Raw genomic sequence first — 15,707 nt, 5'->3', positions numbered from 1 at the left:
GCGCGGGGCGCGGTAGGGGGGTGCCGTGCTCGGTGACCGCTTTTGTGCCGAGTGCCGCCGCGCGACCGACCCAGCCAGTCGGCCAGCTTTGCCAGCTCACCCGGCTTGCACGGAGATCGATTTCGGCATGCCGTAAGTGACAAAACCCCCCTTTCGAACCGGACAAAATGCCGGACCGCCCAGGGGCGGGCGGTCCACCGGACGAGAGGGATCAGACTCATGAGTTCTGTTGTGCGCCCGGCCGTGTCGGACCAGGATCCGCTCACAGCCGGAAAGTACCGGCCCATATCGACTCACCTGGCCATAGCGCCTCCGGTGAGCGTCGTGATTCCCGCCATGAACGAGGCGGAGAATCTCCCGTACGTGTTCAAGACATTGCCGGGTTGGATCCACGAAGTGGTTCTCGTCGACGGCAATTCCACCGACAACACCGTCGAGGTCGCCCGCGAACTGTGGCCCGACGTCAAGGTCGTCAAGCAGGTGGGCAAGGGCAAGGGGGATGCCCTGATCACCGGGTTCGCGGCCTCCACCGGCGACATCATCGTCATGGTCGACGCGGACGGCTCGGCCGACGGCCACGAGATCGTCAGCTATGTCTCGGCGCTGGTCTCCGGGGCGGACTTCGCGAAGGGGTCGCGGTTCGCCAACGGCGGCGGCACGGACGACATGACGCCGATCCGCAAGCTCGGCAACTGGGCGCTGTGCACGGCCGTCAACCGCAAGTTCGGCGCCCGCTACACCGACCTCTGCTACGGCTACAACGCTTTCTGGCGGCACTGCCTCGACAAGATCGACCTCGACTGCACCGGTTTCGAGGTGGAGACCCTGATGAACATCCGGGTGGTCAAGGCGGGGCTCAAGGTCCAGGAGATACCGAGCCACGAGTACCTCCGGATCCACGGCTCCAGCAATCTGCGGGCGGTGCGGGACGGGCTGCGGGTGCTCAAGGTGATCCTCAAGGAGCGCTCCAACCGGCGCTCGCTGCGTCGTCGTCCGCACGCCGTGGCACTCAACTCCGGGCCGGGAGAGGTGTCTTGAGAACCCTGGACATCTCCGTGGTGGTCTGCGTCTACACCGAGGACCGCTGGGAGGACATCCTCGCGGCGGTCGCCTCGGTGCGGGCGCAGTCCAGGCCTGCCCTGGAGACGCTCCTGGTCGTGGACCACAACCAGGTGCTCCTGGACCGGCTTTCGAAGGAGTACAAGGAGACCGAAGGGGTTCGGGTGCTCGCCAACGCGGGCCCCCGGGGCCTCTCAGCGGGCCGCAACACCGGTATCGCCGCCTCGTACGGCGACGTCATCGCCTTCCTCGACGACGACGCCGTGGCCGAGCGCGACTGGCTGCGCCACTTCGCCGAGGGGTACGAGGATCCGCGGGTGATGGCCGTCGGCGGCCGTACGATGCCGATCTGGGCGTCGGGCCGCCGGCCTGCCTGGTTCCCCGAGGAGTTCGACTGGGTCGTGGGCTGCACGTACAAAGGGCTGCCGCCCGGCCGGGTCCAGGTGCGCAACGTGCTCGGAGGCAACGCCTCGTTCCGGCGCACCGCCTTCGACGCGGCGGGCGGTTTCGCGACCGGCATCGGGCGCGACGGCGACAAACGTCCGCTGGGCTGCGAGGAGACGGAGCTGTGCATCCGTCTCACCCACGCCCGGCCGGACGCGGTCCTGCTGATCGACGACCGTGCGGTGATCCACCACCGGGTCCCCGAGGCGCGCGAGCACTTCGCGTACTTCCGTACGCGGACGTATGCCGAGGGTCTGTCGAAGGCGCTGGTCGCGCGGAGTGTGGGCGCCGACAAGGGCCTTGAGTCCGAGCGCCGGTACACCACGCGTGTGCTGCCCGCCGGAGTCGCGCGCGGGCTGCGCGACGCGCTGCTCGCCCGCCCCGGCGGAGCGGGCCGGGCGGCCGCCATCGTCACCGGAGTGGTGACGGCGGCGGGCGGGTACGTACTCGGCAGCGTCCGGGCACGCAGGGGTGGGGCCACGTTCTCGGTCGTCCAGATCGAGGGGGCGGAACGATGAACGACCCGCGTGATGCGCGTGATCCGTGTGATGCGCGTGTGCCGATTCTGATGTACCACGCCGTCGCGACCGCGCCGAACGACGCGACCCGGGAGCTGTCCGTGGCGCCCGAGGCGTTCACCGAACAGATGGCGCTCCTCGGCGACTTGGGGTTCACGCCGGTCAACACCGCCGCGCTCGCGGAGTGCTGGCGCGCGTCGAAGCCGCTGCCGAGGCGGCCGGTCCTGATCACGTTCGACGACGGCTACGAGGGCGTGCACCGGCACGCGCTGCCCGTGCTCGCCGAGCACGGTTTCGCGTCCACGCTGTTCGTGTCGACGGGCTGGCTGCGTGGGGCGTACGACACCGGGGGCGCCCTCGACGAGATGCTCGACTGGGACCAGGTGCGCGCACTCGCTGGCGCGGACGTCGAGATCGGCGGCCACAGCCATACGCATCCGCAGCTGGACCAGCTGTCCGACGAGGCGCTCTGGTTCGAGCTGCTGCGCTGCCGGGAGATCGTCGCCGACGAGCTGGGCGTGCGCCCGGCGTCGTTCGCGTACCCGTACGGCTACTCCAGCGGCCGGGTGCGCCGGATCGTGCGCGAGGCCGGGTTCGCCCAGGCGCTCGCCGTCGGCAACAGCCTCGCCCGGCGCCGCCAGGGGCCGTACGCGCTGCGGCGGGTCACCGTGCGCCGCAGCACCGGTATCGAGGAGTTCGAGCGGCTCGTGGAGGGCCGCGCGGTCGCCCGTACCTTCGCCAGGGACCGCGCCCTCACCAAGGGGTACGCCGTGGTCCGCAGAGCACGACAGGTTCGCCGGAAGGCCATCCGTTCCCGTGTCTGACACGACCACGGCCCAGGCCGACACTCCCACGTCCGAGGCACCCGAACGGTCCGGGCGCCGCCTTCGTCTGCCCGGCCTCGGCCGGTCGTCCGGAGGCAGCCCGCTGTTCCGCAACGCCTACGCCCTGATGCTGAACACCGGGATCTCCGCCGTGCTGGGGCTGGGCTTCTGGCTGGCCGCCGCCCGGTACTACTCCGAGTCGGCGGTCGGCCAGGGCTCCGCCGCGATCGCCGCGATGAAGCTCCTCGCGGGGCTCACCGCGGTGACGCTGACGGGCGCCCTCGCGCGCTTCATCCCGGTCGCCGGCCGAGGCACCGGACGGCTGATCTTCCGTACGTACGCGGGCAGTTCGGTGGTCGTGGCGCTGGCCGCGGGCCTCTTCCTGCTCACGCTGAACCTCTGGGGTTCCTCGTACCGCTTCCTGCACAGCCCGCTGATCGCCGTCGGTTTCGTGGGGGCCGTCGTCGCCTGGTCGGTGCTGACGCTCCAGGACGGGGTGCTGACCGGACTGCGCAGCGCGCTGTGGGTGCCGGTCGGCAACACCGTGTTCTCGGCGGTGAAGCTGGTGCTGCTGGTGGCGTTCGCCGCGGCCATCCCGACCATGGGTGTCTTCGTGTCGTGGGTCGCGGCCATCGCGGTGTCCGTGCTGCCGCTGGGCTGGCTGGTGTTCCGCCGCCTGGTGCCGCGGCATGTGAAGGCGACCGCGGAGCACGCAGAACCGCCCACCACCAGGGAGATCGGGCGGTTCCTCGCGGGCGACTACACCGGCTCGCTGTTCTCGCTGGCCGTGGTGTACCTCGTCCCGGTGATCGTCGCCGCGCAGGTCAGCTCCGCCGACAACGCGTACTTCTACATCACCACGACCATCGGCGGCACGGTCAACCTGCTCGCCATCAACATGGGCGCCTCGCTGACCGTCGAGGGCTCGCACGACCCGGCGCGGCTGGCCGCGAACACCCGGGCCGCGCTGCGCCGGATGGCGCGGATCATGCTGCCGGTGGCCGCGGTGCTGTTCTTCGGGGCGCCGTGGATCCTCGGCGTGTTCGGCCAGGGTTACGCGGACGCGGCGACGCCGCTGCTGCGCTGGTTCGCGGTCGGCGCGGTGCTGCGGGTCGTCATGGAGACGTACTTCGCGGTGCTGCGCGCGCAGAGCCGTACCTCCGGACTCGCCTGGCTGCAGGGCCTGTTGTGCCTGCTGGTGCTCGGGCTGACGGTGATCCTGCTCCCCCGCATGGGCCTGACCGGCGCGGGCGTGGCGGAGATCTCCAGCCTCGCGGTGATCGTGGCACTCGCCGCGCCGAGGCTGTACCGGATCGTCAGGACCGCGCCGGCCGACGCCGTGCCCGAGGGCGCGGCGCCCGACGGCGACCTGGCGGACCTGGGTGCCCGCGATGTGCCCGCGTCGCAGCCGGACAAGCCGAAGAAGGGGCGCGGCCCGGCCTGGGCTCAGCGGCTCGACACGGACACGCTGGCGCTCGGTGTGCAGCTGGACTTCGACCACCTGGAGCGACGGCCTGACGTACGGCCCGGTCCTGGCACACCGCCCACCGGGACACCGAAGGTCGAGCGGCCGGAGCGCCGCAGCGAACCGCGTCCCGACCACCGGCCGACGTGGGCGCTCAAGGCGCCCCTCCAACTGCCCCCCGCCCGCGTGGAGGTGGGCCTGCCCGTCGAGGAGCGGGAACCCGGTTCCGAGACCTCCCTCGGCCCGTCCGAGGCCGAGGTGGACGCCCCCTTCGAGCCGTCGGCGAGCAGGTCGGGCGACGAGTCGGAGGGCATGCGCGAACGGAGAGCGTCCGGCGCGTCGGGTGCCGTGCGCGGTAAGGGGTCTTCGCGGCTCGCGCTCGAAGCGGGTGGACAGGAGACGGGTGGGCGGTCCGGTCCGTCCGCGCCGCCGGTGTCCTTGTGGGAGCGGCTGCGGCCGACCCGGCTCGGGGTGGTGCTCGGCTGTCTGCTGACGGCCGCGCTGGTCCTGTACTGGGTGCCCGCGGCCGGACTCGGCGAGCGCGATCTCGACCGGATGGGCGGGCTCGGCCTGGTCTCCGTGCTGCCGACGCCGACGCTGGTCGGGGCCGGTCTGCTGGTCACGGTGTTCGCCTCGCTGCTCTGGCTGGGCCGTGAGCACCGGGTCCTGCTGCTGGTCACGCTGCTGGCCACCGTGGTGTCGCTGCACGCGCTGCCCGCGGTCATCGAGACCGAGCCGCGGTTCGCGACGGCCTGGCAGCACCTCGGATTCATCGACTACATCGACCGGACCGGGTCCGCCGTGCCCGACCTGGACGCGCGCTGGAGCTGGCCCGGCTTCTTCGCGGGGGCCGCGTTCGTCGCCAAGGCCTGCGGGGTCACCGACCTCACCGAGGTCATCCGCTGGTGGCCGATGACCATGCAACTCCTCTATCTGGCCCCGCTGTTCCTGCTCGTACGCCATATGCGCGCGAGCTGGCGGGCCAAGTGGACCGGCATCTGGATCTTCGTGCTCAGCGGCTGGGTGGGCCAGGACTACTTCTCCCCCCAGGGCTTCACGTATCTCCTCTATCTGGTCTTCGTGGCGATCCTGCTCGTGTGGTTCCGGGCGCCACGGGTGCTGTGGACGAAGGCGCGGCCCGGCGAGCTGGAGGTCGAGCCGACCGACCGGCGCCAACGGGCCGTGCTGCTCATGGTGTTGATCGGGCTGTTCATGGCGACGGTCCCGGCGCACCAGCTCACGCCGTTCGTGATGCTGGGCGTCCTCGCGGTGCTCGTCCTGATCGGCCGCTCCGAACTGCGCGGCCTGCCCATCCTGTTCGCCGTCGTGGTCTGCGTGTGGATCGGCTTCCTCGCCGAGCCGTACTGGTCGGGGCACTTCGACGAGCTGTTCGGCGGGGTCGGCGGCGTGGGCAGCAATGTGTCCTCGTCGGTCTCCGGCCGTATCGGGGAAGGCAGTTCGAGCCACAAGCTCGTCCTGTACGCGCGTGTGGCGCTGGCCGGCGGTGTGATGGCGCTGGCCTGCTGGGGCTGGTGGCGGCGGCGCGACCACAAGTACCGCGAGCGGTCGCTGCTGGTCCTCACCTTCGTCCCGTTCCTGGGCTTCGGCATGCAGTCGTACGGCGGCGAAATGGCGCTGCGCGTCTTCATGTTCGCCCTCCCGGGGGCGGCCCTGCTCGCCGCGCTCGCCCTGTTCCCGCGCACCGGCGTCACCGCGAAGGAACGGGACAAGGACCGGGTGAGCCTCGCCCCGCTCGCCGCGCTGATGGCGGGCCTCGTCCTGATGGGCGGCTTCCTGGTGGCCCGCTGGGGCAACGAGCCGTTCGAGCGGATCCGGCCGGGCGAGGTCGCCGGCATGGAGTACGTGTACGCGCACGACAAGCCGACGGTACGGCTGCTGTGGCTCAGCGACGACACGGTGAACAACGTGACGCCCGCGATGCCCTGGGGCGCGCGGGACATGGAGAGGGTGGAGTACCTGCCGACACTGGCGCCGCCCGATCCGGTCCTGGTGTCGGGCCTGGTCAAGTCCCTCAAGGACGCGGGTCCGAACTCGTTCCTCATGGTCAACCGCAGCCAGGTGACCTATCTCCAGCTGGACGTGGGCTACTCCAGGACCTGGGACACCCGGCTCGTCCACAACCTCGACGCCCGCCCGGAACTCCGCAAGACGTTCGCCAACGACGACGTGACCATCTACACCCTGCGCAAACAGCCGGGCGGCAAGGTCGCCGAGCCCGACCCCGGTCCGATCGGCCCCCAGGTCACCTGGACCCCCTGGTCGGTCGTCGGAGGCCTCGCCGCGATCGCCCTGATCCTCCTGCTGACGACCCGCGAGGTGGTACGGGTGGCCGTCCGCCCCAGCGTGCGACAACTGCAGTGGCTCCAGAGCACCTTCTGGTTCTCACTACCACTGCTGGCGGTGCTGCTGGCTTCGTTGGTCCAGAGGTTCTTGACGATGGCGTGAGGGAGGGGGCGCGCTCCGGCAGGGGGCGCACCCTTTAGGGGTGCGGGGAACTGCGCGACAAGCCACAACGAGCCCGCAGCTTCGAACAACACCAGCCCCCTCCCCGCTCTCCCCTCCCGCGGAGCGCCACCGGCGGAGCGCTACCGCCGAAGCCACTTCACTTCGTACGCCCCCATCTCGAACCGCTCCCCGTCGACCTCCGCACTGATCTTCCGATCCAGCGTGTTCACGACGAGAAGCGCCTTGTCATCGGCAAGGACCCGCACGTTCGGCTTGTCGTCCGCGGCGACAGACACCTGCTCGTACTTCGTGCCCGGCGGAAACTCCCTGTCGAAGCGGGAGATGAGGTCGAGCATCGACAACGCCTTGCCGCCGGAGGCGCGGTCGGTCGGCGTCCACAGGCAGCCGGGACAGGTGGCGCCCTTCTCGGTCTCCGGGTTCCAGTAGAAGGCGGAGGTCGTGCCGCCGCGGGCCATCGCGATCAGCCCCGAGGCCTGCACGGCGACGCGATGCGGCTCGGACCAGCCGTCGCGGATGTCGTCGCCGTCGGCGGGCTCCACGTAGTACTCGGCCCACCACAGCGGCAGGTCACCGGTCTGCTCGCGCACCCACCGGCTGACGGCGGTGAACTTGTCGGTGGCCCCGAACTCGTCCGGCAGCAGGTCGTCGTCCTTGGTGTAGCTGGACCCGTCGACGACGACGAAGTCCGCGCCCGCCTTGTGCTTGTTCCAGTAGTCGAAGGCGTCGAGGATCCGCTGGTCCATGGTGCCCCAGCTGCCCTTCAGCGTCGTCGACGCGTTCTCCTTCTGGCGCGGGTCGAGGCTGTCCATCACCAGATAGGGCCCGCCGACCTCGATGTCCTTGTCGACCTTCTTGAGCGCCTTGTACACGAGGTTGTACAGCTCGGTGTAGCCCTCGTAGTCCCAGCGGGCCTCGGCGTCGTTCCAGAAACCCTTGAACTCGTTCCAGACGATGAAGTGGCGTACGTCCGGGTAGCGCTTGGCGACGGTCGCGGCGAGGGCGGCGTAGTCCTTGTAGTGGGCGCGGTCCGGCGCCGTCTCCAGTGCCGCCTGGCTCCAGTCGGTCTTGTCGGAGCCGGGTTTGCCGCCCTTCATCCAGTCCGGGGCACAGCACAGGGTGACGACCGGTGTGCCGCCCGTCTCCCGGACGAAGTCGATCCGGCGATCCATGTCCTCGAAGTCGTACCGCCCCTTGACCGGCTCGGGGTTGTCCGCTCCCCAGCCCATGATGTGCTGGATCTGCGGCAGGGGCTGCTCGCCGAGGCGCTTCTCCACCCGCTTCGTGGCGGCGCCGCTGCCCTCGTCGGCGCTGAACTGGGTGTGGGTGAAGCCCCAGCCCACCTCGGGCCTCGGCGCGGAGGGGGGAACGGCCGGTGTGCCGTGCACCTTGTCACCGTCGCGGGTCGTGCCGGCCTCGCTTCCCGCGTCGCCGGGAAGTGTGTGGATCAGAGTCAGCACCAGGGCCAGAGCGGCCACGCCCACACCGAGCAGAGCGGTGAACCGCCACCGCCGAGCCCCCGAATTCCACCCATGACGTCCCATCAAGGGCAACAGTAACGGCGGGGGTCAGCGGGGGAACAGGTTCCGACGACCACAGCCCTGTAACAGGACGGAGGGGATACACAGGTGATGCACAGCGCCTTCGGGGGCGGGCCGGCACACGTGACACGTTTCCCTCCCGCGCGCCCCTCCCGCGCGCCCCCTTCGGCGTACCCCCTCGGTGTGCCCCCTTCGGTGTGCAACGCGGAAACCGGATGCACGGGCCGCCCACGTGACGGATCATGGCGGCATGTCTGCGAACCCACACGACGCTCTGCCGATCCGGCTCAACGTCGACGACAGCGACTCACCGTCGGACGTCGTCGACGCGCTGTTCCTCGGCCGCTTCGCGACGGGCGAGCAGCCGCACTCGCACTCGGCGAACATCGACCGCGTACGCTCCGGGGCCACGCTGCTCCCTCCCGACGCACAGGTGCTGCGGTCCGCGCGCGACGACGACCGCAGCGCGACCCTCGCCGAGGGCGAGGGCTGGACGGTGCTGGTGTCGCGCTGGAACAGGGGCGCCGACATCACCGTCACCGCGACCAGCTCCGAGCTCGCCGAGAAGGTGCTCGGCCAGGCCACGGACGGCGCGGCCGACGAGCCCGAACCCCAGCCGGAGAACGTGACGATGGGGTTCTGGTACGTGTCGCCCCGGCGCGGACCGCACCGCACGACCCGCCAGATCTCGGCGGGTACGTGGGAAGAGGTGCGCGCCAACTACACCGCGCCCGTGGCGGACGCGATGGACGGCCTGATGAAGACGACGCCCGAGGACATCGCGGGCCGTCTGCTGTTGCTGCACGGTCCGCCGGGTACGGGCAAGACGTCGGCGCTGCGGACGCTGGCGCGCTCGTGGCGGGACTGGTGTCAGGTGGACTGTGTGCTGGACCCGGAGCGGCTCTTCTCGGACGTCGGCTATCTGATGGACATCGCGATCGGCGAGGAGGACGGCACGGGGAAGGGCCGCTGGCGGCTGCTGTTGCTGGAGGACTGCGACGAGCTGATCCGCGGCGAGGCCAAGCACACGGCGGGCCAGGCGCTCTCCCGCCTGCTGAACCTCACGGACGGTCTGCTGGGCCAGGGCCGCAACGTCCTGGTGGGCGTCACCACCAACGAGGACCTGGAGCGCCTGCACCCCGCCGTCGTACGCCCCGGCCGCTGCCTCGCCCGTATCGAGGTCGGCCCGCTCACCCGCCACGAGTCCGCCGCCTGGCTGGGCACGGAGGAGGGCCTGGGCCGCGAGGGCGCCACCCTCGCCGAGCTCTACGCCCTGCGCCGCGGCACCACCCCGACCTCGGTCCCGGACCAACGAGAGGGCGCGGACGCGGGTCTGTACCTGTAGGCCGCGCGACAACCCGTCACTCGGCGGACCAGGGCGCCCCTTCAGGGGCGCGGGGAACTGCGCGACCAGCCACAACGAGCCCGCAGACAGCAAACGACCGGCAGCATTCCAGAGCCACTCCAACACCAACGCCAACCGTCAGCCACAGCCACCAACGCCAAGCCGGCGCCAACCGTCAGCCACCATCCGTAGGCCGCCAGCTGTCAGCCGGACGCCCCATACGCCGCGCGCAGCGCATCCCGGGCCGCGGCGAGGGCGGCGGCCTCGGACAACCCGAGCCGCCGCACACGATCGGCATAGGCCTGCGCGGCGGACACCGCTTCCCGCTCCGCCGCCGAGCCCGCGGCAGCGACGAACGTTCCGTTGCGCCCCCGCGTCTCGATCACCCCGTCGGACTCAAGAGCCCGGTACGCCTTGGCGACCGTGTTGGCGGCGAGGCCGAGCTCCTCGGCCAACCCCCGCACGGTCGGCAGCCGATAGCCCACAGGCAACGCCCCCGCTCGCGCCTGTTCGGAAATCTGGGCGCGCACCTGCTCGTAGGGCGCGATCCCCGCGTCGTCCTCAATGTCGATCTTCAGCGTCACGCAGTGATTGTCCCGCACCGGCGGGAAAATGAGAGGCACCCGGCCTCACCGCCCACGTAGCGTGCGACGTCATGACTGTGATCGTCCGCGACTTCCGCGCCGGAGACGCCGAGGGCTTCGCCCGTATCCGGCACCTGGCACTCCCCTTCATGCTCTCCACCCCCGAGGCCATCACCTACGACGCCGCGAACGTCCACCCCGACGCCCACTTCCAGCCGCTGGTCGCGGAGGAGGACGGCGAACTCGTCGGCACCGCCCAGGTCGGCATCGTGTACGACAGCCCGCAGCCCGGCCAGGGCTATCTGAACGTGTACGTGCACCCGGACCGCCAGGGCCGGGGCGCCGGCACACTCCTCGTGAGGACCGCCGAGGAGCGCCTCGCCGCCCTGGACGCGACCAAGCTCTTCGTCCGGGTCGTGGACGAGCCGGCGAACCGCGCCTTCGCGGAGAAGCGCGGCTACCTCCCCCGTCGCTCCGCGCACTTCCTCCGCCTGGACCTGGCGACGTGCACACTGCCGCCGCGCCAGGAGCCGCCCACGGACGTCGAACTGTGCACGGCCGCGGACTTCGCCGACGACCCCCGCCCGCTGTTCGACCTGGACGCGGAGACGCTGGCGGACGAACCGAGCGACATCTCCCACGAGTTCACGGACTACGAGGCCTGGCTGAAGGAGACCTGGTACCACCCCCTCCTCAGCCATGAACTGACCTCGGTCGCGGTCGTCGACGGCCGCCCCGCGGCGTTCAGCGCCGCCCGTACCGACGGCGGCACCCGCTACGGCACCGTGATGACCGGCACGGCCCGGGCCCACCGCGGGCGCGGCCTCGCCAAGCTCGCCAAGAACGACTCCCTGCACCGCGCCCGCGCGGCCGGCTTCACGGAGGCGTTCACGGCCAACGACGCGGGCAACGAACCGATGCTCGCGGTCAACAAGTGGTTCGGCTACGAGATCTGCGCCACGGAGGTGCAACATGTCCGCGAACTCGTCTGATTCCCCCCTCCAGTTGGACATCGTCCTGGTCAAAGCGGGCCGTACGAAGATCCGTTACCCGGCCGAGCTGCTGCACGACGACGGCAACCACGTCACCGTCCGAGCGGCCTGGGCCGGTGCCGGAGTCCGCGACTTCGGCTTCGTACGCTTCGAACCGGGCGACGTCTTCACCGAGCACTACTGGCGCGACCGCTGGTACGCGGTGAAGGAGGTCCGTGGTCCCGAGGGCGTACTGAAGGGCTGGTACTGCGACATCACCCGCCCGGCTTCCGTCTCCGAGGGCGAACTGGTCGTCGAGGACCTCGACCTCGACCTGTGGCGCTCCGCCGACGGCGGGACCGTACTGCGTCTGGACGAGGACGAGTTCGCGGAGAGCGGTCTGGAGACCACCGATCCGCAGGCCGCGGCCGCCGCCCGGTCCGCCCTTGACGAGCTCGAACTCCGCGCCCACGAGGACGACTTCGAGGCACTCCTGACCTAGGCGCTCCTGACCTGGGCACTTCCGACTCGGGCGCTTCTGACCTGGGCACTTCCGACCTGGGCGCTTCCGGCTCAGGCGCTCCTGACCTGGGCGCCCAGGCACCGCTCTCGCCCCGGCACCCCGCCCCCGGCGGTCCGGCAGCCCACCCCGGCAACCCACCCCCGGCAGGCCGGGTAGCCCACCCGGCAACCCCGCCCCGCGGCAGCCCTCAGGGCACGGCCACCACCGCGTACCGCTCGTCCTCCACCTCTCGTCCCCACAGCAGCGGGTCGTCCGACAGCGGCTCCACGCGGACGTCCTCCGCGAGGGGCGCGAGCAGTCCGGTCAGCCGGTCGGCGGATATGCCGACCGGGCTCACCGTCCCCCAGACGCCCTCTATGAGCACGAGCCGTCCGCCGGGGCGGAGCAGCCCGAGCCAGTGCCGCAGGACGCGGCCCGGTTCGGGCAGTGTCCACAGCACATGGCGGACGAGGACGACGTCGAAGCGCTGCTCCCCGACCGGCGGGGCCCCCGCGTCCCCGACCAGGAACGCCGCGTCACGCCCCGCCAGCTTGGCGCGGGCGAGGTCGACCATGCGGGGCGAGGAGTCGACACCCGTGACCCGGTGCCGCTGCTCGGACGCGAGGAGCGACAGGCTGCCGGTGCCGCAGCCCAGATCGAGCACGTCGGCCGGGCCGCGGGGCAGCCAGCCGCGCAGCCTGGCCGCCCAGGCCTCGCGCACGGCGGGGTCCCGCAGTCCGTGGTCGGGCTCGTCGTCGAACGTCGCGGCCTCGGCGTCCCAGTCGACACGAGGCCACTCTTCACCGTTCTTCACTTCTTCGCCTGTGCTGTTACTCGTCATGTGCCCAGAGTGACACCCGCCACTGACAACGGGCCGGGGACAGAACTGCGCCGGACCTGCGCCAGAACTGCGCGGAACCCCCAGTTGTCCGGCATGTGGACTCACAGGTGAAACGTGACTACCGCCACTGACAAGCGGGCACCGATGAGTCACTCTCCCCGGAACGGTCTACCTCCGTACAAACGCGGAACCCGGTAGATGCAAGGAGGCAGCCATGCGCCGTGTAACCGTGCAGAAGCCCCTGAGGAAGTCGGACTCCCGTCGCGTGCGGGACGACGCCGACGAGCGCCCCGCCGAGCGCCCGGAGGTCCGAAAGGACATCGCGCGCACATGGTGGCCGGACGGCTGAGCCGTCACGGCGCCAGGAGCCGTCGGAGCGCGAGGAGCCGTCAGGGCGCCAGCCGCTTGCGGTAGTGGAGGCGGTCGTACGGCCCGTCCACGCGGCGCTCCACGAGTTCGTACCCGTACTTCGGGTAGATCTTCTGGTTCTCCCACATCAGCGCGTTCGTGTAGAGCCTGACCTCGGGCAGTCCGAGCGCACGCGCGCGTGCGTCCACGAATGCCAGAAGGCGGCGCCCCACGCCCTGTCCATGGGCGTCCGGGTGAACGGCGATGCTGTCGAGGAAGAGATGGTCCTCGTGCGCCTCGATCACCACGAGTCCGGTCACGGGCTCCCCCGTGACGAACACCCGCCCCGCGGCGACGTCGGCCGCGTGGTCAGCCTCCATCGGACGCGGAACCACTCCGATCCGCTCGATGTAGGGACGGTAGGCCGCATCGGTCACGGCCTTCACGGCAGCCGTGTCGGCGGCGACGGCGGGGCGGATCCGAGCCTCGTACGGAGTGTCCGCCGGGGTTCCTTCCGGGGTCTTCGTCATGGCTGGAACGGTACCTACCTGATCGCAGTCTCAGCACTCCCTTAAGCGGACCATAAGGATCGCCCTCACCCCCTCCCAGCAGGCGATTTCGCGGTTTCGAGGGGCTAGCTTGCTGATCGCCCCAAGGCTCACAAGCACCCCGGATCCGCTTCGAGGAGTTCCCCATGTCCGCTCGCCGCAAGGCCACCCGCACCCGCCTCGCCACGGTCGCCGCCGTCGGTGTCGCCCCGCTCGCCCTGACCGGGCTTGCCGCCGCCCCGGCGGTCGCGCACGGCTCGATGACGGACCCGGTGAGCAGGGTCGCGGGCTGCTTCGCGGAGGGTCCGGAGAACCCGAGGTCCGCAGCCTGCAAGGCGGCGGTCGCGGCCGGCGGCACGCAGGCCCTCTACGACTGGAACGGGGTCAACATCGCGAACGCGGCCGGGAAGTCGAAGGAGATCATCCCCGACGGAAAGCTGTGCAGCGCGGCCAACGACAAGTTCAAGGGCCTCGACCTGGCCCGCGCCGACTGGCCGGCCACGCGGCTGACCTCGGGCAACCGCACCTTCCGCTACAAGGGAACGGCCCCGCACAAGGGCTCCTTCGAGCTGTACGTCACCAAGGACGGCTACGACCCGACGAAGCCCCTGAAGTGGTCGGACCTGGAGTCGAAGCCCTTCCTCAAGGTCACCGACCCGCGGATGGAGAGCGGCGACTACGTCTTCGACGGCGTCGTCCCGGTCAAGTCGGGCCGCCACCTCATCTATTCGATCTGGCAGCGCTCTGACTCCCCCGAGGCGTTCTACACCTGCTCGGACGTCGTGTTCGGAGAGGGCGGGAGCGGAAGTGGGGGCGGCGCCGAGGCCTCCACGGCCCCGACCGCGTCGGCGCCGTCCGACCAGGAGATCGCGGACGGCACCGACGAGTCGTCCGTGGAGCACGGCGGTCACGGCGACGACGACCCGAAGACCCAGGCCACGGTCACGGCGGCCGCGGACACCACGTCGGATTCCGACTCCGACGCCGGTTCCGCCGCCTCGGCGGCACCCTCCGAGGCGGCGGACGACTCCGCGAGCGACGCCGAGCCCGCCGGCGGTTCGGAGAACCTCGCCGAGACCGGCGGTTCGAGCACCACTCCGTACGTCGCGATCGGCGGGGCGACCGCCCTGGCGCTCGGGGCCGGGGCGCTGCTCGCGTCGGTTCGCCGCCGTGCCGTGAGTGGCGGCCGCCACAGCCGATAAGGCCTGCGGCCCGCGGACGGTGCTGGGTCTGCGGGCCGCCTGTGGCTGGTCGCGCAGTTCCCCGCGCCTCTGAAGGGGCGCGGTTCGCCGGTCGGCTAGCCGATCACCGACAGGCAGGTCGTCGGGGTGGCGTGTGCCGGGTCCAAGGCGTTCGCCACCTCGTGGAAGGCGATCCGGTCGATGAGCCCGATCGCCGCGTGCTCGGAGAGGTCGACCGCACACAGGTCCTGGATCAGGACATTGCGTACGTTCGGACCGTCGAGGTACTGCGAGCGGTACGGCGTGACGACCTCGTCGTACTTGGTGGCGATGACCGTGTAGCGGACACCGGGGACGGTGTCGCCGCCCGCGTTGAGCTTGGTCAGGAACGCGGATCCCGCCACCTGGTCGGCGAGGGCGGGGGTGGCCGTGGAGAGCAGGTCGGCCGCGCCGGGGAAGTAGTCGAGGAGTTGGGTGAGTCCGTTCAGGGTGGTGCCGTGGTTGTCGGGGGCGATCCCGACGAGGGCGTTCACCTTGGCGGCTCCGCCGAGGAACTTCAGATAGTGACGGGGCATCATGCCGCCCTGCGAGTGGCCGACGAGGTCGGCCTTGGCCGCGCCGGTCGCGGCGAGCACTTTGTCGACGAAGGTCTTGAGCTGCTCCGCCGACTTGTCGATGGGACCGAGGCCGTTGAAGAACGGCACGCCGGGCAGTTGCCCGTAGTCGAGGGCGAAGACGCAGTAGTTACGGTTCACGAGGTAGGGCGCGAGGCCCAGCCAGTTGTCTACGGAGTTGGCGAAGGTGCCGTGGACGAGGACGACGGGGCGCGGGTGGGCGGCGGACGGCTTGCAGGAGTAGTCGTTCCAGCCACGGCTCGGCGCGGTCTCGGCCTCGGCGGTGGCGGCGGTAGCGACGGTGGCGGTGGGGACGACGGTGACCGCGGCGGTCAGCAGCAGCGCGGCCAGGGGTCTGAGCAGGCGTTTCCAGGGCAGCATCGAGTGATCTCCTTGCGGCTCAAGGGAGTTGCGATGGCGTACGCCCTGTGATCCGGA

Annotated in this window: 14 protein-coding genes; 9 read left to right on the top strand and 5 right to left on the bottom strand. The window is 70.8% G+C overall.

Features of this window, described 5'->3' with window-relative positions; translation table 11 throughout:
* Positions 1-219 precede the first annotated feature (219 nt).
* From JEQ17_RS36515 to JEQ17_RS36500, 4 genes are read left to right on the top strand one after another with little or no spacing between them, the layout of a single operon-like run.
* Positions 220-1,038, top strand: a complete 819-nt coding sequence (locus tag JEQ17_RS36515; protein ID WP_200399238.1) for a glycosyltransferase family 2 protein — start codon at positions 220-222, stop codon at positions 1,036-1,038.
* Entirely contained in the window at positions 1,035-2,021 is a 987-nt protein-coding gene (locus JEQ17_RS36510) for a glycosyltransferase family 2 protein (protein ID WP_200399237.1), read from the top strand. The genes JEQ17_RS36515 and JEQ17_RS36510 overlap by 4 nt, the downstream gene beginning before the upstream one ends.
* The gene (locus JEQ17_RS36505; protein ID WP_200399236.1) at positions 2,018-2,845 is read left to right on the top strand and encodes a polysaccharide deacetylase family protein; all 828 of its coding nucleotides are present in this window, start codon (positions 2,018-2,020) and stop codon (positions 2,843-2,845) included. Before JEQ17_RS36510 ends, JEQ17_RS36505 begins: the two co-directional genes overlap by 4 nt.
* On the top strand, positions 2,838-6,776 hold the full coding sequence (locus JEQ17_RS36500; protein ID WP_200399235.1) for a lipopolysaccharide biosynthesis protein: 3,939 nt from the start codon (positions 2,838-2,840) through the stop codon (positions 6,774-6,776). Before JEQ17_RS36505 ends, JEQ17_RS36500 begins: the two co-directional genes overlap by 8 nt.
* A 140-nt stretch (positions 6,777-6,916) precedes the next feature.
* Here JEQ17_RS36500 and JEQ17_RS36495 read toward each other — a convergent pair whose 3' ends face one another.
* Positions 6,917-8,338, bottom strand: a complete 1,422-nt coding sequence (locus tag JEQ17_RS36495; protein ID WP_200399234.1) for a GH39 family glycosyl hydrolase — start codon at positions 8,336-8,338, stop codon at positions 6,917-6,919.
* A 247-nt stretch (positions 8,339-8,585) separates the two neighbouring features.
* Here JEQ17_RS36495 and JEQ17_RS36490 point away from each other — a divergent pair, with 247 nt between their 5' ends.
* Positions 8,586-9,680: a DUF5925 domain-containing protein gene (locus tag JEQ17_RS36490; protein WP_200399233.1), complete on the top strand. Its 1,095-nt coding sequence runs from the start codon at positions 8,586-8,588 to the stop codon at positions 9,678-9,680.
* Between the two features lie 203 nt (positions 9,681-9,883).
* Here the strand turns inward: JEQ17_RS36490 and JEQ17_RS36485 are convergent, their stop codons facing one another.
* Positions 9,884-10,264 (bottom strand): GntR family transcriptional regulator, encoded by a 381-nt coding sequence (locus JEQ17_RS36485; protein ID WP_200399232.1) that lies wholly within the window; start codon positions 10,262-10,264, stop codon positions 9,884-9,886.
* Between the two features lie 71 nt (positions 10,265-10,335).
* On the opposite strand from JEQ17_RS36485, the gene JEQ17_RS36480 reads away from it, so the two are divergent.
* Together JEQ17_RS36480 and JEQ17_RS36475 are read left to right on the top strand one after the other, a co-directional pair.
* The gene (locus JEQ17_RS36480) at positions 10,336-11,256 is read left to right on the top strand and encodes a GNAT family N-acetyltransferase (protein WP_200399231.1); all 921 of its coding nucleotides are present in this window, start codon (positions 10,336-10,338) and stop codon (positions 11,254-11,256) included.
* Positions 11,237-11,737, top strand: coding sequence for a DUF402 domain-containing protein (locus JEQ17_RS36475; protein ID WP_200399230.1), 501 nt, complete (start codon positions 11,237-11,239; stop codon positions 11,735-11,737). The genes JEQ17_RS36480 and JEQ17_RS36475 overlap by 20 nt, the downstream gene beginning before the upstream one ends.
* Before the next feature lie 208 nt (positions 11,738-11,945).
* On the opposite strand, the gene JEQ17_RS36470 is transcribed toward JEQ17_RS36475, so the two are convergent.
* A complete protein-coding gene (locus tag JEQ17_RS36470) occupies positions 11,946-12,578 on the bottom strand; it encodes a class I SAM-dependent methyltransferase (RefSeq protein WP_200399229.1) in 633 nt (210 codons plus the stop codon).
* 214 nt (positions 12,579-12,792) lie between these two features.
* Here JEQ17_RS36470 and JEQ17_RS50565 point away from each other — a divergent pair, with 214 nt between their 5' ends.
* On the top strand, positions 12,793-12,927 hold the full coding sequence (locus tag JEQ17_RS50565) for a hypothetical protein (RefSeq protein WP_257678067.1): 135 nt from the start codon (positions 12,793-12,795) through the stop codon (positions 12,925-12,927).
* Between the two features lie 40 nt (positions 12,928-12,967).
* Here JEQ17_RS50565 and JEQ17_RS36465 read toward each other — a convergent pair whose 3' ends face one another.
* Positions 12,968-13,456 carry a GNAT family N-acetyltransferase gene (locus JEQ17_RS36465; RefSeq protein WP_200399228.1) on the bottom strand — a complete coding sequence of 163 codons (489 nt, stop codon included), beginning with the start codon at positions 13,454-13,456 and terminating at the stop codon, positions 12,968-12,970.
* A gap of 164 nt (positions 13,457-13,620) precedes the next feature.
* Here JEQ17_RS36465 and JEQ17_RS36460 point away from each other — a divergent pair, with 164 nt between their 5' ends.
* The gene (locus JEQ17_RS36460) at positions 13,621-14,676 is read left to right on the top strand and encodes a lytic polysaccharide monooxygenase auxiliary activity family 9 protein (RefSeq protein WP_200399227.1); all 1,056 of its coding nucleotides are present in this window, start codon (positions 13,621-13,623) and stop codon (positions 14,674-14,676) included.
* A 95-nt stretch (positions 14,677-14,771) separates the two neighbouring features.
* Here the strand turns inward: JEQ17_RS36460 and JEQ17_RS36455 are convergent, their stop codons facing one another.
* Positions 14,772-15,650, bottom strand: a complete 879-nt coding sequence (locus tag JEQ17_RS36455) for an esterase/lipase family protein (protein WP_200399226.1) — start codon at positions 15,648-15,650, stop codon at positions 14,772-14,774.
* Positions 15,651-15,707: the final 57 nt, after the last annotated feature.

This window comes from Streptomyces liliifuscus (assembly GCF_016598615.1).
Lineage (GTDB): Bacteria > Actinomycetota > Actinomycetes > Streptomycetales > Streptomycetaceae > Streptomyces > Streptomyces liliifuscus.
Note: the sequence above shows the minus strand (reverse complement) of the source record. Positions and strands in the feature narration are given on the sequence as shown.